Consider the following 18,959-nt stretch of genomic DNA (forward strand, 5'->3'; position numbering starts at 1 on the left):
GCTCCGCTCCGGTTCTCGGAACCCACCATTTTCGACTCGGCCTGACCTGAATCTCAACACACCTTGCGTTGGCGCTAGTGCGCCTCGTCCCAATTGTTCGCGGCTCGCGCGTCGACGTGCAGCGGCACCGACATCGACACCGCCGGCATCGCCGCGTTTTCCATGACGTGCCGCACGACCGGGATCGTCGCCTCCACTTCCGCCTCGATTGTTTCGAAGATCAGTTCGTCATGCACCTGCAGGAGCATGCGGGCCGACAGTTTTGCCTTGTCCAGCGCCTCCTCCATGCGCACCATGGCGCGGCGGATGATGTCGGCGGCGGTGCCTTGCAGGCGGGCGTTGATCGAGGCGCGCTCGTTGAAGGCGCGTAGCGACGGGTTGGACGAGCGGATATCCGGGTAATGGATGCGGCGGCCGAAGATGGTTTCGACAAAGCCGTGCTCGCGGGCATAGGCCTTGGTTTCCTCGATATAGTCGCGGATGCCGGGAAAGCGCTCGAAATATTTCTTGATGTAGTTGCTGGCTTCCTCGCGCGGGATCGACAGCTGGTTGGCGAGGCCGAAGGCGGAGATGCCGTAGATGATGCCGAAATTGATCGCCTTGGCGCGGCGGCGGATTTCGGAAGGCATGCCCTCCACCGGCACGTTGAACATTTCGGAGGCGGTGATGGCATGGATATCGGCACCGTCGGCGAAAGCCTGCCGCAATTGCGGAATTTCGGCGACATGGGCGAGCACGCGCAGTTCGATCTGGCTGTAATCGGCCGAGACCAGCCGGTTGCCCTTGTCGGCGATGAAGGCGGTCCTGATCTTGCGGCCTTCGGCGGTGCGCACCGGAATGTTCTGCAGGTTGGGATCGGAGGACGACAGCCGGCCCGTCGTTGTTGCTGCCAGCGCATAGGAGGTGTGGACGCGCTTGGTGTCCGGGTGGATGAAGCCCGGCAGCGCATCGGTATATGTCGATTTCAGCTTGGTCAGCTGGCGCCAGTCGACGATCTTGCGCGGCAGTTCGTGGCCTTCGGCGGCAAGGTCTTCCAAAAGTTGCGCCGAGGTCGACCATTGGCCGGTCTTGGTTTTCGAACCACCGGGCAGGCCCATGCGGCCGAACAAGATATCGCCGAGCTGCTTGGGCGAGCCGATGTTGATGCGCTCGCCGACGAGCTGGTAGATTTCCTCTTCGAGCCGGGCAGCGCCCTGCGCCAGCTCGCCCGACAGCCTGGACAGGATTTGCCGGTCGACCGAAATGCCGCGCTGTTCCATGCGCGCCAGCACCGGCACCAGCGGCCGTTCCAGCCGCTCATAGACCGAGACCAGCCCTTTGGCGGCAAGCCTGGGCTTCAGCACCAGCCAGAGCCGCAGCGTCACATCGGCGTCCTCGGCGGCGTGGGCCGTCGCCCTGTCGATGTCGACTTGATCGAAACCGACCGAGCTCTTGCCGGAACCGGTCACGTCCTTGAGCTGGAGCGGGGTGTGGCCGAGCCATTTCTCGGCCAGTGCGTCCATGCCATGACCGTGCGGCGTGCCGGCATCGAGCACATAGGAGATCAGCATCGTGTCGTCGAAGGGCGCGACATCAATGCCGTAGCGGCTCATGATGACGAGATCGTATTTCAGGTTCTGCGCGATCTTGAGGACCGATTTGTCCTCCAGCAGCGGCTTCAGCACCGCCAGTGCTTCGCGCAGCGGGATCTGGTTTTCGAGCGTGCCGCCGCCGAGCAGGTCACCATTGCCGCTCTTGTGGGCGAAGGGAATGTAGGCGGCGCGGCCGGGCGCCGTGGCTATGGCCATGCCGATCAGTTCGGCCTGCATCGGATCGCCCGATGTCGCCCTGACGTCGAAGGCGGTGATGCCAGCCTCGCGCGCCTCGGCGACCCAGGCCTTCAGCGTCGCGATATCACGGATGCAGGGATAGGCCGCCGTGTCGATCTTGCTGGTGGCCGCGCGCTCCAGCCGCAAGGCTGAGAGCAGGGAAGGGGTGTCGCCTTGCTTGGCCTTGTCGGGTGCGGCGGCTGCCTCACCGTTGGCCTGGGCCGGCTGGGCGCCGCCCCGGGACACCACTGGCGCTCCCGCCCCAACGTCGGGGCCATGCGCATGGTCGGCGCGCTCGACGGTCACAGCGACGGCCTGGACGTCGCCGGCCTCGGTGCTGGTGGCTTCCGCCACGCGGCGGGTCAGCGAGGTGAATTCCATGGTCTTGAGGAAGCCGATCAGCTTCGGCCCGTCCGGGGCATGGAGGACGAAATCGTCCAGCCCGTCGGTCACCGGCACATCGTTCTTCAGCGTCACCAGCTGGCGCGAGATCAGCGCCTTTTCGGTGTTGGCGATGATCGATTCGCGTCTCTTGTCCTGCTTGATCTCGCCGGCGCGGGCCAGCAGCCCGTCAAGGTCGCCGAACTGCTCCAGCAATTGCGCCGCCGTCTTAGGGCCAATGCCGGGCACGCCGGGCACATTGTCGACGGAATCGCCGGTCAGCGCCTGCAAATCGACCATCTTTTCCGGCGGCACGCCCCATTTCTCGATGACCTCGGGAATGCCGATCTGACGGTCCTTCATCGGGTCGTACATGCCGACCGTATCGCCGACCAGCTGCATCAAATCCTTGTCGGAGGAGATGATGGTGGTGTCGCCACCGGCCTCGCAGGCCAGCCTGGCATAAGTGGCGATGAGGTCGTCGGCCTCATAACCTTCGATCTCGATGCAAGGCAGGTTGAACGCCCTGGTTGCCTGGCGGATCAGGCCGAATTGCGGGATCAGATCTTCCGGCGGTGCCGAACGGTTGGCCTTGTATTCGGGGTAGAGGTCGTTGCGGAAGGTTTTCGAGGAATAGTCGAAAATGACCGCGAAATGCGTCGGCACAATGCCTACATCGGTGTTGCGGGCATCCTGCATCAGCTTCCACAGCATGTTGCAGAAACCGGAAACGGCACCGACCGGCAGGCCGTCGGATTTGCGTGTCAGTGGTGGCAGTGCGTGATAGGCCCGGAAGATGTAGCCGGAGCCGTCGACAAGGAAGAGATGATCGCCTTTTTTCATGCCGGCAGGGATAGCGCGGCGCGATGGCTTGGTCCATGCCAAAGACACCGTCAGGTACCGGTTCCGGCAACACCCTGACAGATCGGGGTTCTACAGGCCCGATCACGGGCACGTTACAAAAGTGTAACGTTGATGCCCTTGAATCGCCACGTTCAGAGACCCAAATACACGTCATCGGCAGTTTTCGCCGAAGTCCGGAGCAAGGCCCGTCCCCCGCCTATCCCGGACAATTGCGGCAGCCTATCCCCCCTCTCCGGGCTGCCGCATCGTTTCGAGTATGAGGCCGCCGTGGTTCCCCCTCCACCACGGCGGTCTTTTTTTGCCTCGCGGCAGCCGACTTCTTTGGCCTGCGGCAGCCGATAGGCGCCGTGGTCCAATCGTCCCGGGCTTTTCGTTTCGCCGCTCTGCCTTTACGGTTCCGCCACTGAATCGAAAGGCTTGCCAAATGTCCGCAGTTTCCCCCGTCCTCGACCGTCTCGACAAGAATCTCGACCAGAGCCTGGAGCGGCTGTTCGGCCTGCTCAGGATCAAGTCGATCTCCACCGATCCGGCCTATGCCGCCGACTGCCGCAAGGCGGCGGAATGGCTGGTGGCGGAGCTCAAGCTGATCGGCTTCGATGCCAGCGTGCGCGACACGCCGGGACATCCGATGGTGGTTGCGCATCATGAGGGGCCGGCCGGCGCGCCGCATGTGCTGTTTTACGGGCATTACGACGTGCAGCCGGTCGACCCGATCGAATTGTGGGAAAACGATCCGTTCGCGCCCGCCATCAAGCAGGTTGGGCCTGACCACAAGGTGATCACTGGCCGCGGCTCGGCCGACGACAAGGGCCAGCTGATGACCTTCGTCGAGGCTTGCCGCGCCTGGAAACAGGTGCATGGCGTTCTGCCGTGCCGTGTCACCATCCTGTTCGAGGGCGAGGAGGAATCCGGTTCACCGTCGCTGAAGCCGTTCCTCGAGGCCAATGCCGACGAGCTCAGTACCGATTTCGCGCTGGTCTGCGATACCGGCATGTGGGACCGCGAGACGCCGTCCATCTGCGTTTCGCTGCGCGGGATGGTTGGCGAGGAGGTCACGGTCAAGGCGGCTGACCGCGACCTGCATTCGGGGCTTTATGGCGGTGCTGCCGCCAATCCGATCCGCATCCTGGCCAAGGTGCTGGCCGACATCCACGACAAGGATGGTCATATCACCATTCCAGGCTTCTATGACGGCGTCGAGGAAACACCCTCACAGGTTCTGAAGTCTTGGGAAAGTCTGGGCGAGACGGCCGAGACTTTCCTCGGCCCCGTCGGCCTGTCGATCCCTTCGGGCGAAAAAGGCCGCTCGGTACTGGAACTGACCTGGGCGCGGCCGACCGCCGAGTTCAACGGCATCATCGGCGGCTACACTGGAAAGGGCTTCAAGACGGTGATCGCGGCGGAAGCCTCGGCCAAGGTGTCGTTCCGCCTCGTCCACAAGCAGGACCCGAAGGCAATCCGTGCTGCGTTTCAGGCGTTCGTGCGGGAACGTATCCCAGCCGATTGCTCGGTCGAATTCCACCCGCATGGCGGCTCGCCGGCGATCCAGCTTTCCTACGACTCGCCGTTCCTGGCCAAGGCCAAGGACGCACTGTCGGACGAATGGGAGAAACAGGCGGTCACCACCGGCAGTGGCGGATCAATCCCGGTTGTCGGCGATTTCCAGACTTATCTCGGTATCGAGTCACTGCTGGTCGGCTTCGGCCTCGACGACGACCGCATCCACTCGCCCAACGAGAAATACGAGCTATCCTCCTTCCACAAGGGTCAGCGCTCCTGGGCGCGTATTCTCGATGCACTAACACGCTGAGCGGCTCAAAAGTCGTTTTCTTGTTGATTTTTCACCGGATCGCGGCGAGGACGGGGAACGCCGCGACCGGAGAAGACAATGGCTGACATCCGTTTCCACAAGCATGATTTGCCCGACCTTTCGCATTACAACGTCGGGGCGGTGGCTATCGACACCGAGACGCTGGGGCTGAACCCGCATCGCGACCGGTTGTGCGTGGTGCAGATATCGCCTGGTGACGGCAGCGCCGATGTCATCCAGATCGCGCCCGGCCAGAAGAAGGCGCCGAACCTCGTCAGTCTGCTCAGGAATCGCGGCGTGACGAAGCTCTTCCATTTCGGACGCTTCGACCTTGCCGTGCTCTACAACGCGTTCGGGGTGATGCCCGAACCGGTGTTCTGCACCAAGATCGCCTCACGGCTGACCCGCACCTATACTGACCGTCACGGGCTGAAGGACATCTGCTTCGAGCTTCTCGGCGTCGGCCTGTCAAAGGCGCAGCAATCATCGGATTGGGCGGCCGAGACGCTGTCGCCCGAGCAGCTCGAATATGCCGCTTCCGACGTGCTCTATCTGCACCGGCTGCGCGATGTGCTGGCCGGGCGGCTGGCGCGCGAGGGGCGGGCCAAGGAGGCCGATGCCTGCTTCCGCTTCCTGCCGACGCGGGCCAAGCTTGACCTGATGGGCTGGGACGAAGAGGATATCTTCGCGCACAGCTGATCGCTTGAAAGCCTCCTGGCCGGTGGCCGGCTGGAACCAGATGCTGGCCGCCGCGTTGTCGGCCCAGGTTAACGGCTCGATGGGGGATTGGATGGCCGACCGAAAGCCGATGTCGACAGCGCCGACCGACGGCTCCAAAGTTTCTGTCATGTGGAAGGACAGCGACGGCGTCGTCAACGAATCCATCGCGCAATATCGTGATGGCGGCTGGTGGGTCTACATCGACAGCAACACGCAAAAGAAGGTCGAGCCGACCAGCTGGCGGCCCACTGCCAGTGGCGACAACGACGAATGACCGCGAAGCTGGCGAGGCCAGCTGCTTTCGAATAGCCTGAAGCCGTTGATATCGGGGCCGATTCGGAGCCTTCCGCTCCGCGCTCGCCCACTTTGCTCGGAGGAAATCACCATGGGCGTCGAAAGCCTGCTCGTCTTCATCATCATTGGTGCTATCGCCGGCTGGCTTGCCGGTCTCATCGTTTCCGGTTTCGGCTTCGGCCTGATCGGCAACATCATCGTCGGCATCGTCGGCGCGTTCATCGCCGGCTGGCTGTTGCCACGGATCGGCTTCTCCATCGGCGGCGGCGTCATTGCTTCCATCATCCACGCCACGATCGGTGCCATCATCCTCTTGGTGCTGGTCAAGGTCCTGAAACGAGCCTGAGGCTCGAGACGACAAAGGGCGCGCCATGAAGCAGAATACGCTCTATCTCATCATTGGCGCGCTCGTCGTCGTGGTCATCGCGCTCGGCGTCTATGTCTACCGCGAGCAGACCAAGCCGAAAGGCGTGGAACTCAAGATCGACGACAAGGGCATTTCGATCCAGCAGAACTGAGTCTGCCGTCGATATTGAGGATGCAGGAGCGCGGCATGGTGGCTTCCGATGCGCCGGCAGGCGAAGATCAGCCCAGGATTACCGTGGCGGAATGGGAGAGGCTTAACCGGCCGCCACGGCGCGAGGCGCTGCTGCGCTATCGCTGGCGGACTTTTCGCTTCCTGAGGACATCGGCGCCGGTCAGCGAATTGCAGGGACGACAGCAAGCGTTCCGTAACGCGATCGTCGCCAGCGTCGCCTTCAACCGGCCTGATGTGATCGCATGGCAAATCCATCTCGTGCGCCGATACCTGGCCGAGCACGAGAGCTACATCGTCTTCGACAACAGCAAGAAGCAGGAAGCAAGGGACGCAATCCGCGACCTCTGCCGTCGCCAGCACGTCCCCTACGTCTCGTTGCCGAGGAATAGGCTGGTGGTCAGCAGATCGCACGGCCAGGCGATCAACTGGATCGTGCGGAATTTCATGACCGGTTTTGGCCCGAAGCTCTTCGGCTTCATCGACCACGACATCTTTCCGACGGAACCGTTTTCAATCCGCGACCGGCTGAAGGGCAAAAGTGTCTATGGCAGTATGCGGCACGATACGCCGACGCCGGGCGGCTGGTTCCTGTGGCCCGGCTTCTGTTTTTTTGATGGAAGCCTGTTGCGGCAGCGGCTGGATTTCGCGCCGAGCTACAAATTCCATATGGATTCGGGTGGTGGCAACTGGCCGCTGCTCTACCGCTCGATCGATTCCGCACGGGTCAGATCTACCGAAAACAAGTTGCTGCACTTCGGCGAGGGCGATGACCCGCACGAGGATTTCTTCATGTCGGTTGACGGCTGGCTGCATGTCACCAACGCTTCAAACTGGCGAAAACAGCCGGTTGACAGGCGCGAGCATCTTGTCGCCTTGTTGCGACAGGTTGGGGGTCCTGACCAGCCGGATGTGACGTTCGAGCCGATCTGAACAGATCGGGGCTCGTCACGTCGCTTGATTTCCAGATGGCGGGCAGCGTCGAGCGATAGAAGCGCCGCGGTCGCCGTGGGTTTAGTCGGCAACATCGAAACGGGGCAACAGTCGTCAATGGACGGGGAACAGTTGGATACTTCTCGACCCCTTTCGTCGTTCGATCCTCAGGGCGCACCACGAACAATCCCCGTGATCGCCTTCAAGGCCAATGCGGCGGTGCGGGCGGCGCTTTCGGCGATTGGACGCACCGAGGATCTGCGCTTTTCACCGGACAATCGATTGCTGGCGATTGCCGGCTATGCGCGCAAGCGCTTGCTGGTTCTGCGCATCGACATCGAGGCCGGATCCGATGGTCCAGTCGTTACGCTTCACGATTTCATGGAGCTGACATCAGACGATATGAGCGAAATCCATGGCCTGGATTTCATCGATGACCGCACCCTGGCGATCGCCAACCGCGATGGGTTGGTTGCGATCTTCAGCCTGCCGCGCGAAGAACCGGCTGGCCAGAGCCTCGAGATATCAGCCATTCGCCGGGTAAAGGGCAGGCGGCTTTGCAAGCTGAATTCGCCGGGTTCGATTGCCGTCAAGCGGGAGTCGCGCGGTCGCGTCAGCCTGCTGGTCTGCAACAATTACACGCATCTGGTTACCCGGCACGTGGTCAATCGATGGCTTGGCTATCGCACGACGAGCAACCAGCGGCTGCTGGAGCGTGGTCTGGACATACCGGACGGCATTGCGCTCAGCCATGACGGCCGCTGGATCGCGGTCAGCAGCCACGGCACCCAGGATGTGAAACTCTACTGCATGTCCGCTTCGCTTGGACCCGGCACCGAACCCGCCGGCGTCCTGCAGCACGCCGGCTATCCGCATGGCGTGCGCTTCACGAGCGACGACCGGCACATCCTCGTCGCCGACGCCGGCAGCCGGATGGTGCATGTCTATGCCGGCGACGGTGACTGGAGCGGGCATGGCGCGCCCGCGCGCTCGGCCACCGTGCTCGACGAGGAAACCTTCCTGCGCGGCCGGGCCAGCCCCGAGGAAGGCGGCCCGAAGGGCCTCGACATCGACCGGTCGAACAGCGTCGTGGCGGTGACCTGCGAGGAGCAGACGCTGGCCTTTTTCGCGTTGTCGTCGATATTCGGTGGAGTTGAAAATTGCCGGCAAAGCGGGGCCATTGCATTGGCGTAGTGCCGGAAGCGCGACTACCCCGACATGGAATTAGAATGACGGATCGACGCTTCGGCGCTATGATGTCGATACAGGGCGTTTGGGGTCAACCAACCTAGTGCTAGGAGGTTGCCATGAAACACCAAACACTGGACCAACTGCATGCAGTGGCCGAGGTCAACACACAGCCGGTAATGAGCCGAACCCAACGTCTCGTACGTTGGGCCGAGCTTCTTGAACGTGAGCCCAGCCGGCTCCTGACCGCGCTTGCCGGAACCGAATACCGTGCGCTGCCGGAGCGCGATGTCATGCGAGGCGATGGCTCGCCGATAGCGGTTGCCTTCACGGACCCCATATTGCGCGACGAGGGTCTGAAAGACGACACTTATGGCGAAGCCAAGCGCTTCTTCGAGTTGACCGACCACCAACTGCACGAGATCGTCTGCTACTGCCATGTCGGCGAGGTCATGCAATCGTCCAGGGCAGCCCTCTCGGTCCGTGCGGCGATTGGCTGACGCATGCCCACCAGGTGACCACCTGGTGACGGGTGATTTGGGGCCGCGGTCGGACGCGAAGCCGCGATCATTTGCGATCGCGCCCTAAGGTGGAACATGTCCGCGACTGCCTGGGTCGCGGTTGAGAATGGTTCGGGCCTTGGCGCCCTGGACAAAATGCCACGGCGAGGATTGTTCCATCGCGGCGGCCGCGACCGTTTACCAGCGCCAAAATCAGGGGCCTCGAACAGAGCGCCAACTGCGCACTAACTGCCGGACCCCAGGCATTTGATTATCAATCGCCTTGAATTTTTCCGACTTAACCCGCCTTTAAACCGCCGCATCTACTCTTCAACCCGGACGCCGTTAGCACCGGGGATAGCAAGCGCAAGGCATGGCGAACCGCAGAGACAGCCGCATCGAGCCCAGTTTCGAGGGACCGTCACAGGCGCGATCCCAGACGGGCCTTTCGGTGAGCGAGGAGGACCGCGTCGTGCCGAGCAACCGCAAAGCCTCCGCAAAACGCAAATCGTCGAAGGCGAAATCGTCGCGCGGCGGGCGTGGCAGAAGCCGCCGCGGCCTGTTCGGCGTGCTCGGCCGGCTGTTCTACTGGTGCTTCGTGCTCGCCATCTGGGGCGGCATCGCGGTGGCGGGCGTCGTCGTCTACTACGGCGCCAAGATGCCGGCGGCCACGACCTGGTCGATCCCCGACCGCGCCCCCAACATCAAGATCGTCTCGGCCGATGGCCAGTTGCTCGCCAACAGGGGCATGAGCGGCGGCGAAGCAGTCGGCCTGCACGAAATGTCGCCCTACATTCCCGAAGCCGTCATCGCGATCGAGGATCGCCGGTTCTATTCGCATTTCGGCGTCGACCCGATCGGCCTGTCGCGCGCCATGGTGACCAACCTGCTTGGCGGGCATTTCTCGCAGGGCGGTTCGACGCTGACGCAGCAATTGGCGAAGAACCTGTTCCTGAAGCCCGACCGCACGCTGGAGCGCAAGGTGCAGGAGGTGCTGCTGGCGCTGTGGCTGGAGCACAAGCACACCAAGGACCAGATCCTCGAAATGTACCTCAACCGGGTCTATTTCGGCTCCGGCGCCTATGGCGTCGAGGCGGCGTCGCGACGTTATTTCGGCAAGAGCGCGCGGGACGTCACGCTCTCGGAAGCAGCCCTGCTTGCCGGCCTGCTGAAAGCGCCGTCGCGGCTGTCGCCGGCGCGCGATCCGAAGGCCGCCGAGGAGCGTTCGCAGCTCGTGCTCGCCGCCATGCGCGAAGAGGGCAAGATCAGCGACAAGGAGCTGAAGACGGCGCTCAGCGCTCCCGCAACGCGTTCGCCGTCCTACTGGACGGGTTCGGAAAACTATGTCGCCGACACCATCATGGAAGAACTGCCCGACCTGATCGGCGACGTGCGCGGCGACATCGTCATCGACTCCACCGTCGACCTGAACCTGCAGAAGCTTGCCGAGCAGTCGATCCGCCGGCTGATCGATGAAAGCGGCAAGAAGCTCAACGTCACCCAGGGCGCCCTGGTGTCGATCGACGATTCCGGCGCGGTGCGCGCCATGGTCGGCGGTTACGACTATTCGACCAGCCAGTTCGACCGCGCCTCGGAAGCGCGCCGCCAGCCGGGCTCGGCATTCAAGCCGTTCGTCTATATGGCGGCGCTCGAAGCCGGCCGCACGCCCGACAGCACGCGCAACGATGCGCCGATCAGGATCGGCAACTGGACACCCGACAATTACGGCGGCAAGTACTTTGGCAAGGTCACACTGGCGACGGCGCTGGCCAAGTCGCTGAACTCGGTTGCCGCGCAATTGACTATGGAGGTCGGGCCGAACGCCGTCGTCGAGGCGGCGCACCGCATGGGCATCCAGTCCGAGCTGCAGGCCAACACCTCGATCGCGCTCGGCACTTCGGAAGTGACGCCGCTGGAGCTGACCTCGGCCTATGTTCCGTTCGCCAATGGCGGCTACAAGCCCGACATCCACTTCATCCGCCGCATCACGACAGCCGAGGGCAAGGTGCTCTATGACAGCAGCGGCGGCAGCGCGCCGCGTGTGGTCAAACCCGAGATCGTCGGCATGATGAACTCGATGATGACCGGCACCGTCGAGATCGGCACCGCCAAGAAGGCGGCTTTTGCCTGGCCGTCGGCCGGCAAGACCGGCACCAGCCAGAATTCGCGCGATGCCTGGTTCGTCGGCTACACCGCCAATCTCACCACCGGCGTGTGGTTCGGCAATGATGACGGCACGGCGATGAAGAAGGTCACCGGCGGCGCGCTGCCGGCGCAGGCCTGGCATGAATTCATGGTTGCCGCACATGAAGGCGTGCCGGTGCGGCCGCTGCCCGGCACCTGGAAGTCGACGCCGGCCGATACGATCGTGCCCGACGACATACCGTCCGCCGACAACAACCAGCCGGCGCCGGTTCCTTCAGCGTCGGTTGGCCAGCAGGCGCCGTCAGCGCAGGCAGCCGCGCCGGCGGCCCAAGCGCAGGCCCGCGTGGCGCGGCCTGCCCAGACCGTCGATGCCGATGGCTTCAACATGCCGGCGGACGACGGCACCACCGCTTCGGTCGGCCATCCCGTGCCGCCGGGCAATGTTGGCGGTCCGCTGAAGAAGAAGAAGCAGACCTCGATCCTGGATATTCTGGGCGGCGGCTGAGCGGTAATTCGCCTCTCGCCAGCGCCACGGCGTTCCGCTACATCTCCGCCCGGAGATCTGACATGGCTGAACGCGACACCAGAAAAACCATCGTGCTGACCGGCGCCAGCCGCGGCATCGGCCATGCCACGGTCAAGCGCTTTTCGCGCGAAGGCTGGCGCGTCATCACCTGCTCGCGCCAGGCCTTTGCCGAGGATTGCCCGTGGCCGGCAGGCCCCGAGGACCACATCAAGGTCGACCTCGCCGACCAGGAAGATGTCGGCGTCGCCGTCTCTGAGATCCGCCACCGGCTGGAAGCGCATGGCGGTCAGCTGCACGCGCTGGTCAACAATGCCGGCATTTCGCCCAAGCTCAAGGACGGCAACAGCCGCATGGACTCGATCGATACGCCGATGCATGTCTGGCGCGACGTGTTCCAGGTCAACTTCTTCGCGCCGATCATGCTCGCGCGGGGGTTGTTCAAAGAGTTAGCCGCGGCCAAGGGATCGATCGTCAACGTCACCTCGATCGCCGGCACCCGGGTGCATCCCTTCGCCGGCACCGCCTATGCGACATCGAAGGCGGCTCTCGGCTCGCTGACGCGCGAGATGGCACATGATTTCGGCCCGCACGGCATTCGCGTGAACGCCATTGCGCCTGGCGAGATCGACACGGCGATCCTGTCGCCAGGTACGGAAAAGATCGTCGAGACGATTCCGCTCAGGCGCCTCGGCACCACGGCGGAGGTCGCCGACATCATCTTCTTCCTGTGCTCGCAGCAGGCCTCCTATGTGACCGGCTCGGAAATCCACATCAATGGCGGCCAGCACGTGTGAGCAAGCCGACTTCGGCTGGGCCTGCTCATCCGGCCATGGTGAGAACAGCCTTGCCGCTGAAGCTGCGCTGCCGCAGGGCGTCCAGGGCCTGAGCGATGTCAGTCCATGGCACGGTCAAGGCGACACGGGTTTCCAGCTGTCCTGCCGCGACCAGGGCGAGCAGCGCGGCAATATCAGCGCCGATGCCCGAGCCGGACGTGTAGTAGGCGAAGGTCTGAAGCCTCGCGCCCTCATGGCCCGGAACGAACTGGCGAAAGCCTACCGGCGTGAGTTCGCCACTGCTTGAGCCAAACATGACGATGGTCCCGCCGGGCGCGACGCGTTCGATCGCGTGGGCGAGGCTTTCACCGCCAACGGACTCGGTGATCAATGAAAACGGCCCTTCGGCCAGTTCGATCGCCTCGACCACCTGCTCGGCTCCGAGATCTCGCAGATCCCCGGCGTGCCGGGCGGCGGCGATCGCGGTCACCGAGGCGCCTTGTTCGCGGGCGATCTGGATCTGGAAACGGCCGACCGCACCGCTCGCGCCGGTGATCAGCACCTTTAGGCCGGCGAGGTCACCGCCATGGCGCAAGGTCCTCAGCGCCGTCGTGCCGGCCACAGGAAGCGTGGCCGCCGCGACGAAGCCGATCTCATCCGGCAGGACGGCGAGACGGTCGGTCGGAACCGCGACCCGTTCGGCCCAGCCGGCCTCGTCGACCAGGGCCACGACCCTTGTGCCCACGGTCGGCCCGGAGCCATCGACTGCCGCCCGTTCGACGACCCCGACCACATCCTGGCCAGGTATCCAGCCGTCCGGACGTATGGCGAGCAGGCGCAGTTCGCCGCGGTTCAACGAGGTTGCGCGGACGGCGACCAGAGCCTCGTTCGCGCAAGGACGTGGCTCGTCCACTTCGGTGAGCTTCAGCCTGGCGGCATTGTCGGAGGAGATGGTGAGGGCGAGCATGGGGTCTTCCTTGGCCAAATGGCGAGAACGGCCCGAGCCTATCGATTTACGCCGTCGAGTAATCTAGATATAAAGGCAATTGATCGCTAAAAGCGGGCATCATGCGACAGCCTCTCCGCTACCCATGGCTCGATTTCGACGTCGATGACATCCCTGCTCCGGCGATCGCCGTGCGCGTTGACGTCACCGAGACCAAGGCCGAGGTGTCGGATCATTGGCATCGCAAGGGGCAACTCGTCTTCGCGCTTGGCGGCGGCGTCACCTGCCGCGTTCCCAGCGGCTTGTGGATGGTGCCGCCGCATTGCGGCGTATGGGTGCCAAGCCGCATGCAGCACAGCAACATCGCGACGGCCAACGCGCGGATTTTCTTCGTCTATATCGAGCCGGGCGCGGCCGAGCTGCCGGATCGGTGCTGCACGCTTTCGATCTCGCCGCTGCTGCGCGAGCTCATCATCGAACTGTCTGACTGTGCGCCTGACGATGCGAGGTGCGCTTTCCTGGGAAGCATCCTGCTCGCCGAACTGCCCGATATGCCTATCCAGCAATTGCATCTGCCGATCTCCTCCGAACCACGCTTGCGGCGGATCGCAGAAGTGCTGGCGCAGGACCCGGCTGACCGCAGCACGTTGGCCGAGTGGGCCAGTCGTCTCGCGCTCAGCGAGAGCAGTCTTGCCCGCCTCGTCGTCAAGGAGACCGGCTTGAGCTTCGGCCGGTGGCGCCAGCAATTGCACCTGATCGTTGCGATCAGGGAACTGGCTTCGGGTGCCAGCGTCCAGCGGGTTTCGGGCGATCTCGGCTATGAGTCCGTCACAGCCTTCATCACCATGTTCAAGAAGGCACTCGGCAAGCCTCCCGCGCAGTATCTCAGCAGCATCGCACGCAATGGCGGTTCCGCGTTCGTGGCGTGATCAGGCGGCGGACGGTTCGATCGCGAATGGCTTGTGGCCGAGCACCTCTTCGACGATGCCGCGCGCGATTTCGCGTTCGCCCATGATCACCGTGTTGGCGCCGAGCCCCTTGAGGTGCTCGACTTCGGCATCGGAATGGGCGCGGGCGACGACGTTGATCTTGGGATTGGCGGAGCGCGCCCTGAGCACGATCTGGCCGGCCTCGAACGCATTGGGGATGGCGAGGATCAGCCGGCTGGCGCCTTCGGGATTGGCGGCGGCGAACACTTCGGCGTTGGCCGCATTGCCGGCGACGGTCTCGACGCCGTCGGCTTTCAGTTTGGCCAGCGTCTTGTCGGCATCCTCGATGACGAGGAAGGACAGGGCTGCTTCTTTCAGCGCCGCGCCGACCAGGCCGCCGACGCGGCCGTAACCGATGAGGATGGCGTGGCCGGTGAGCGCCGTCCTGGGCGGTGGGCCGTCTTCCTTTTTGGATGTCGCGGCAACCGAGGCCACCTGACCGGGTTCGGTCGCCGGACCGACCGGCTTGGCGTCGGCCGGCGGTGCCGTCCGGGCGGCGCGGGCCTCGAGCCATGGTTTCATCCAGTCGATGACCAGGAACATCAGCGGGTTGAGCACGATCGACAGGATGGCGCCGGCCAGGATCAGGTCGCGACCCTGTTCGGGCAGAAGTTTCAGTCCGACGCCGAGTTCGGCCAGGATGAAGGAGAATTCGCCGATCTGGGCAAGGCTGGCCGAAATCATCAGGGCCGTGGCCAGGGGATAGCCGAAGGCGACGACGATGACGAAGGCGGCCAGCGACTTGCCGATGACGATGATGGCCAGTGTCGCCAGGATCGGCAGGCCGTTGCTGAACAGGCTCAACGGGTCGAACAGCATGCCGACGGAGACGAAGAACAGCACCGAGAAGGCGTCGCGCAGCGGCAGGGATTCTTCGGCCGCGCGGTGGCTGAGTTCGGATTCGCTCATGATCATGCCGGCGAAGAAGGCGCCGAGCGCCAGCGAAACGCCGAACAGTTTTGCCGCGCCGAAAGCGACACCAAGTGCGATGGCCAGCACCGCCAGCCGGAACAGTTCGCGGGATCCGGTATGGGCGACGTAGTGCAGGATCCACGGAATGACTCGGCGGCCGACCACCAGCATGACGACGACGAAGGCGGCGACCTTGGCGAGCGTAATGCCGACGACGCCCCAGATGCCGTAGCTGGCCGGCAGCGACAGCAGGCCGCTTGTGTGCATGTCCGCCTGTTCCTGGCCGCCGAGCACGCCGGCAAGGGCCGGCAGCAGCACCAGCGCCAGCACCATGGCCAGATCCTCGACGATCAGCCAACCGACGGCGATGCGGCCGCGTTCGGTCTCGATCAGCCGGCGTTCCTGAAGCGCGCGCAGCAGCACCACGGTCGAGGCGACCGACAGCGCCAGGCCGAACACCAGACCCGCGCCCATTGACCAGCCGAGCATCCAGGCAAGCCCTACGCCGAGCAGCGTGGCGAAGCCGATCTGGACGATGGCGCCGGGCACGGCGATGGCCCGGACCGACAGCAAATCCTTCAGCGAGAAATGCAGGCCGACGCCGAACATCAAGAGGATGACGCCGATTTCCGCCAGCTCGTTGGCAAGGCCGGCATCGGCGACGAAACCCGGCGTGTTCGGCCCGACCAGCACGCCGGCCACGAGATAGCCGACCAGCGGCGGAATGCGGAAACGATTGGCGAGAGCGCCGAAGACGAAAGCCAGCCCCAGACCGGCGACGATGGTGGCGATAAGGGGCGTGTCATGCGGCATTGTCTATGGAGCGCCTTTCAAGCTGGGGATGTCGGATTTGCGCCGCCCGAAGCCGCCGCCTGTTTTGCAATATGGTGGAAGGGGTGACGGTGATGCAACCCGCAACGGGTGTGAAAATCGACGGTGGGGCGACAAAATGCTTGGCCGGCGGCCGAGAGGCCGCCGGCCCGGTTTGCGCCCGCTGTGGCATTCGCCCCGATAAGGAGACCCGTCGCGCGGTCAGGCCGCTTGCAGAAAGGCCTCGATCTCGGAGATGGCGTGGTTGGTCATGGTTTTTGGAATTTCAGCCGTCACCTTGTCACCGACCTCCTTGTGCAGCTTCTTGCGCATGGCGCCAAGCATCATCGGCGGGGCGACAAGCACGATGCTGTCGAACTCACCGCCATGAGCGAGCTTGTAGAGGCGGGCCGCGATCTCGTCCGCAAAGCGTTCCTTGCCGATCCGATGCCAGTCGGTATCCTCGACGGCGCTGCGGTGCACGGACGGGCCATCATTGTACCGGCCGGGGCTGTCGCTTCCCTGTTCACGAGTGGGCGGGTTCTCCTGTTCCATTATCTGCACGACTTCGAGATTTGGGAACTTGTTGTCGCCGGCGTTCTTCAGCAAGAGCGCTTTTTCGCCGTCGGCCACCAGGACCCAGATGCCGTGCTTCAGTTTGATCGTGTCCATGAAAGCGCTCCTTTTGATGAATGGCTACGCTTCGGAACGCGTTTCAACCCGGCAACGTTCCACCCCCCTACGGCGGTGCCGCCCGGCGGTTGAATTCGGGATCTTTGAGTTGGTGACTTTAATCTACTGAATTGGTAGAAATTAGAAAAAACTGTTTTGCGAAATAAGGGGCAGGTCGCTAGAAAGACCTGAAATCAAGGCCCGCTTCAGCGGCTTGAATCCGTCCGCACCCTGGATGTGGAATATTTTTCTCCTGCCTTTCGCAGTTGCGAAAAAGCGATTGCCTGCCATCACAGGATGCGCGAGTGCTTTGCTTCTGGTTTTTCGCGCCCGGGCGTAAAACTGCCAACCTGTTCCCGGATTGCTTATCTCATGCCGCATGCCGTGCCCAAGCTCAACGCCTTTCCCGTCTTCGTGCGGGTCGAGGGCGAAGCCGTGGCCATCGTCGGCGGTGGCGATGAGGCCCTGGCCAAGGCGCGGCTGATCGGACAGTCGAGTGCGGTGCTGCGCATCATCGCGCAAAATGCCGAGCCGGAGCTGCTTGCCTTCATCGCTCAGTCCGGCGCCAGCCACGTTGCGGCAGCTTACGATGCCTCGCAGCTGGTAGGCGCGGTCATGGCGTTTGCCGCCAGCGGCGACGAGGCGCTTGATCGTCGCGTGGCTGCGGACGCGCGCCGGCTGGGCATCCCGGTCAATGCCGTCGACCGGCCAGAGCTCTGTGATTTCTTCACCCCGGCGCTGGTCAACCGCGCGCCGGTCGCCATCGCCATCGGCACCGAAGGTGCGGGCCCGGTGCTTGCCCAGCTGTTGCGCAGCAGCATCGATCAGATGCTGTCGCCATCGCTCGGTTCGCTGGCGACGCTCGCCGCTTCACTGCGTGGCGCCGCCGAGAAATTGTTGCCGAAAGGCAATGCCCGCCGGCGCTTCTGGAGCAGTTTTTTCCAGGGTGCGCCTGCCCATGCCGTGGAAGCCGGCCAGCTGTCGCAGGCGCATGACGCGGCCGTCGATCTGCTGCTGTCGAACGCACCGGCTTCGGGCCACATCGCCCTGGTCGGCGCCGGCCCCGGCGCCGAGGATCTTCTGACGTTGCGGGCGCATCGCCTGCTGATGGAAGCCGATGTCATCGTCCACGACGCGCTGGTGCCGGAGGCGGTCGTTGCCATGGGCCGCCGCGACGCCGAGCGCCTTCCGGTCGGCAAACGCAAGGGCTGCCACACCAAGAGCCAGGCCGAGATCAACGCGCTGCTGGTCGAGCTCGGCCAACAGGGCAAGCGCGTGGTGCGGCTGAAGTCGGGCGATCCGCTGGTGTTCGGCCGCGCCGGCGAGGAAATGGCCGCATTGCGCGATGCCGGCATCGCCTATGAAGTGGTTCCGGGGGTCACCGCGGCCTTCGCCGCCGCCGCCGATTTCGAACTGCCGCTGACCTTGCGCGGCGTGTCGTCGTCGATGGTGTTCACCACCGGCCACGATCTCAAGGGAAATTCATTGCCCGACTGGGCCAAGCTCGCCATTTCCGGCGCCACCGTCGCCGTCTATATGGGCCGCTCGGTGGCGGCCGAAGTCGCCGGCCGGCTGATCGAGGCCGGCCTGTCGCCAGACACGGCGGTGGCCGTGGTCGAGAATGCCAGCCTGGCCAACCGTCGCCGCTTCCACGGCACGCTGGCCGATCTGCCGTCGCTGGAAGCGCGTGGCGATCTTTCCGGGCCGGTCATGACCATCATCGGCGATGCGGTCGCCGGCGCCAATTTTGAACGGTCCGAGCCGCTCGCGGCACACAGGCATGACGATTTGGGACATGAAGGCGCGGCCATAGCCGCCACTGAGAGAGTTCAGCCATGAAGATACTCACCGCCAACCGCCTGACCGACGGCATCGCCGTCTGGTACGCCGACGGCGGCTGGGCCGAGACCGTGGGCCAGGCCGACCTTGCCCATGACAAGGCAGCCGAGGACCGCCTGGAGGCGATCGGCGCCAAGGCCTATGCCGACAATGAAGTGGTCGATGTCAATTTGATCGACGCGGAAGTCGTCGACGGTGTCGTTGAGCCGGTGCGGTTGCGTGAAAAGATCCGCGCCGCCGGCCCGACCATCCGCGGCGATCTCGGCAAGCAGGCCGAGCGGGCGGCATAGCCAGGATTTGAGTGAAACGGGCGG

The 18,959-nt window shown here is 64.0% G+C and carries 18 protein-coding genes; 13 read left to right on the forward strand and 5 right to left on the reverse strand.

The annotated features are described in order from the left end of the window. Positions 1-74: 74 nt before the first annotated feature. Positions 75-3,032, reverse strand: coding sequence for a DNA polymerase I (polA, locus tag JN279_RS10200; RefSeq protein WP_202352668.1), 2,958 nt, complete (start codon positions 3,030-3,032; stop codon positions 75-77). 445 nt (positions 3,033-3,477) lie between these two features. On the opposite strand from polA, the gene JN279_RS10205 reads away from it, so the two are divergent. From JN279_RS10205 to JN279_RS10250, 10 genes are all read left to right on the forward strand, one after another. Further along, positions 3,478-4,863 carry a M20/M25/M40 family metallo-hydrolase gene (locus JN279_RS10205; RefSeq protein WP_096450288.1) on the forward strand — a complete coding sequence of 462 codons (1,386 nt, stop codon included), beginning with the start codon at positions 3,478-3,480 and terminating at the stop codon, positions 4,861-4,863. A gap of 78 nt (positions 4,864-4,941) precedes the next feature. Further along, positions 4,942-5,562: a ribonuclease D gene (locus JN279_RS10210; protein ID WP_096450286.1), complete on the forward strand. Its 621-nt coding sequence runs from the start codon at positions 4,942-4,944 to the stop codon at positions 5,560-5,562. 91 nt (positions 5,563-5,653) lie between these two features. Then, positions 5,654-5,857: a hypothetical protein gene (locus JN279_RS10215; RefSeq protein WP_096457914.1), complete on the forward strand. Its 204-nt coding sequence runs from the start codon at positions 5,654-5,656 to the stop codon at positions 5,855-5,857. Positions 5,858-5,968: 111 nt separating this feature from the next. Further along, positions 5,969-6,223, forward strand: coding sequence for a GlsB/YeaQ/YmgE family stress response membrane protein (locus JN279_RS10220; protein WP_010911563.1), 255 nt, complete (start codon positions 5,969-5,971; stop codon positions 6,221-6,223). Positions 6,224-6,248: 25 nt separating this feature from the next. Further along, on the forward strand, positions 6,249-6,395 hold the full coding sequence (locus JN279_RS10225; RefSeq protein WP_019861232.1) for a hypothetical protein: 147 nt from the start codon (positions 6,249-6,251) through the stop codon (positions 6,393-6,395). A 35-nt stretch (positions 6,396-6,430) separates the two neighbouring features. Beyond that, positions 6,431-7,345: a hypothetical protein gene (locus JN279_RS10230; RefSeq protein WP_202352669.1), complete on the forward strand. Its 915-nt coding sequence runs from the start codon at positions 6,431-6,433 to the stop codon at positions 7,343-7,345. 192 nt (positions 7,346-7,537) lie between these two features. After that, on the forward strand, positions 7,538-8,539 hold the full coding sequence (locus JN279_RS10235) for a hypothetical protein (protein WP_244734512.1): 1,002 nt from the start codon (positions 7,538-7,540) through the stop codon (positions 8,537-8,539). A gap of 113 nt (positions 8,540-8,652) precedes the next feature. Continuing rightward, a complete protein-coding gene (locus tag JN279_RS10240) occupies positions 8,653-9,033 on the forward strand; it encodes a hypothetical protein (protein ID WP_202352670.1) in 381 nt (126 codons plus the stop codon). Positions 9,034-9,406: 373 nt separating this feature from the next. Next, a complete protein-coding gene (locus JN279_RS10245) occupies positions 9,407-11,683 on the forward strand; it encodes a transglycosylase domain-containing protein (protein ID WP_202352671.1) in 2,277 nt (758 codons plus the stop codon). A 62-nt stretch (positions 11,684-11,745) separates the two neighbouring features. Further along, entirely contained in the window at positions 11,746-12,498 is a 753-nt protein-coding gene (locus tag JN279_RS10250) for an SDR family NAD(P)-dependent oxidoreductase (RefSeq protein ID WP_096450280.1), read from the forward strand. A 25-nt stretch (positions 12,499-12,523) separates the two neighbouring features. On the opposite strand, the gene JN279_RS10255 is transcribed toward JN279_RS10250, so the two are convergent. Beyond that, positions 12,524-13,444, reverse strand: coding sequence for a zinc-binding dehydrogenase (locus JN279_RS10255; RefSeq protein WP_202352673.1), 921 nt, complete (start codon positions 13,442-13,444; stop codon positions 12,524-12,526). 101 nt (positions 13,445-13,545) lie between these two features. On the opposite strand from JN279_RS10255, the gene JN279_RS10260 reads away from it, so the two are divergent. Then, the gene (locus JN279_RS10260; RefSeq protein ID WP_202352674.1) at positions 13,546-14,352 is read left to right on the forward strand and encodes an AraC family transcriptional regulator; all 807 of its coding nucleotides are present in this window, start codon (positions 13,546-13,548) and stop codon (positions 14,350-14,352) included. Here JN279_RS10260 and JN279_RS10265 read toward each other — a convergent pair whose 3' ends face one another. From JN279_RS10265 to JN279_RS10275, 3 genes are all read right to left on the reverse strand, one after another. Beyond that, on the reverse strand, positions 14,353-16,137 hold the full coding sequence (locus JN279_RS10265) for a cation:proton antiporter domain-containing protein (protein ID WP_202352675.1): 1,785 nt from the start codon (positions 16,135-16,137) through the stop codon (positions 14,353-14,355). Positions 16,138-16,356: 219 nt separating this feature from the next. Then, positions 16,357-16,806 carry a baeRF12 domain-containing protein gene (locus JN279_RS10270; protein WP_202352677.1) on the reverse strand — a complete coding sequence of 150 codons (450 nt, stop codon included), beginning with the start codon at positions 16,804-16,806 and terminating at the stop codon, positions 16,357-16,359. 141 nt (positions 16,807-16,947) lie between these two features. Further along, positions 16,948-17,187 (reverse strand): hypothetical protein, encoded by a 240-nt coding sequence (locus tag JN279_RS10275; protein WP_202352678.1) that lies wholly within the window; start codon positions 17,185-17,187, stop codon positions 16,948-16,950. Between JN279_RS10275 and cysG the strand changes: the two genes are divergently transcribed. Together cysG and JN279_RS10285 are read left to right on the forward strand one after the other, a co-directional pair. Further along, positions 17,179-18,645: a siroheme synthase CysG gene (gene cysG / locus JN279_RS10280; protein WP_202352679.1), complete on the forward strand. Its 1,467-nt coding sequence runs from the start codon at positions 17,179-17,181 to the stop codon at positions 18,643-18,645. The two genes, JN279_RS10275 and cysG, sit on opposite strands and share 9 nt — an antisense overlap. Then, on the forward strand, positions 18,642-18,935 hold the full coding sequence (locus tag JN279_RS10285) for a DUF2849 domain-containing protein (protein WP_032931682.1): 294 nt from the start codon (positions 18,642-18,644) through the stop codon (positions 18,933-18,935). The genes cysG and JN279_RS10285 overlap by 4 nt, the downstream gene beginning before the upstream one ends. Positions 18,936-18,959: the final 24 nt, after the last annotated feature.

Source organism: Mesorhizobium sp. 113-1-2, from assembly GCF_016756475.1.
Taxonomy (GTDB): Bacteria; Pseudomonadota; Alphaproteobacteria; order Rhizobiales; family Rhizobiaceae; genus Mesorhizobium; species Mesorhizobium loti_C.

Bases quoted from the DNA above. Each gene is read 5' to 3' on its own strand.
- polA (WP_202352668.1), bottom strand. From the start codon at position 3,032: ATGAAAAAAGGCGATCATCTCTTCCTTGTCGACGGCTCCGGCTACATC.
- JN279_RS10205 (WP_096450288.1), top strand. From the start codon at position 3,478: ATGTCCGCAGTTTCCCCCGTCCTCGACCGTCTCGACAAGAATCTCGAC.
- JN279_RS10210 (WP_096450286.1), top strand. From the start codon at position 4,942: ATGGCTGACATCCGTTTCCACAAGCATGATTTGCCCGACCTTTCGCAT.
- JN279_RS10215 (WP_096457914.1), top strand. From the start codon at position 5,654: ATGGCCGACCGAAAGCCGATGTCGACAGCGCCGACCGACGGCTCCAAA.
- JN279_RS10220 (WP_010911563.1), top strand. From the start codon at position 5,969: ATGGGCGTCGAAAGCCTGCTCGTCTTCATCATCATTGGTGCTATCGCC.
- JN279_RS10225 (WP_019861232.1), top strand. From the start codon at position 6,249: ATGAAGCAGAATACGCTCTATCTCATCATTGGCGCGCTCGTCGTCGTG.
- JN279_RS10230 (WP_202352669.1), top strand. From the start codon at position 6,431: ATGGTGGCTTCCGATGCGCCGGCAGGCGAAGATCAGCCCAGGATTACC.
- JN279_RS10240 (WP_202352670.1), top strand. From the start codon at position 8,653: ATGAAACACCAAACACTGGACCAACTGCATGCAGTGGCCGAGGTCAAC.
- JN279_RS10245 (WP_202352671.1), top strand. From the start codon at position 9,407: ATGGCGAACCGCAGAGACAGCCGCATCGAGCCCAGTTTCGAGGGACCG.
- JN279_RS10250 (WP_096450280.1), top strand. From the start codon at position 11,746: ATGGCTGAACGCGACACCAGAAAAACCATCGTGCTGACCGGCGCCAGC.
- JN279_RS10255 (WP_202352673.1), bottom strand. From the start codon at position 13,444: ATGCTCGCCCTCACCATCTCCTCCGACAATGCCGCCAGGCTGAAGCTC.
- JN279_RS10260 (WP_202352674.1), top strand. From the start codon at position 13,546: ATGCGACAGCCTCTCCGCTACCCATGGCTCGATTTCGACGTCGATGAC.
- JN279_RS10265 (WP_202352675.1), bottom strand. From the start codon at position 16,137: ATGCCGCATGACACGCCCCTTATCGCCACCATCGTCGCCGGTCTGGGG.
- JN279_RS10270 (WP_202352677.1), bottom strand. From the start codon at position 16,806: ATGGACACGATCAAACTGAAGCACGGCATCTGGGTCCTGGTGGCCGAC.
- cysG (WP_202352679.1), top strand. From the start codon at position 17,179: ATGCCGCATGCCGTGCCCAAGCTCAACGCCTTTCCCGTCTTCGTGCGG.
- JN279_RS10275 (WP_202352678.1), bottom strand. From the start codon at position 17,187: ATGCGGCATGAGATAAGCAATCCGGGAACAGGTTGGCAGTTTTACGCC.
- JN279_RS10285 (WP_032931682.1), top strand. From the start codon at position 18,642: ATGAAGATACTCACCGCCAACCGCCTGACCGACGGCATCGCCGTCTGG.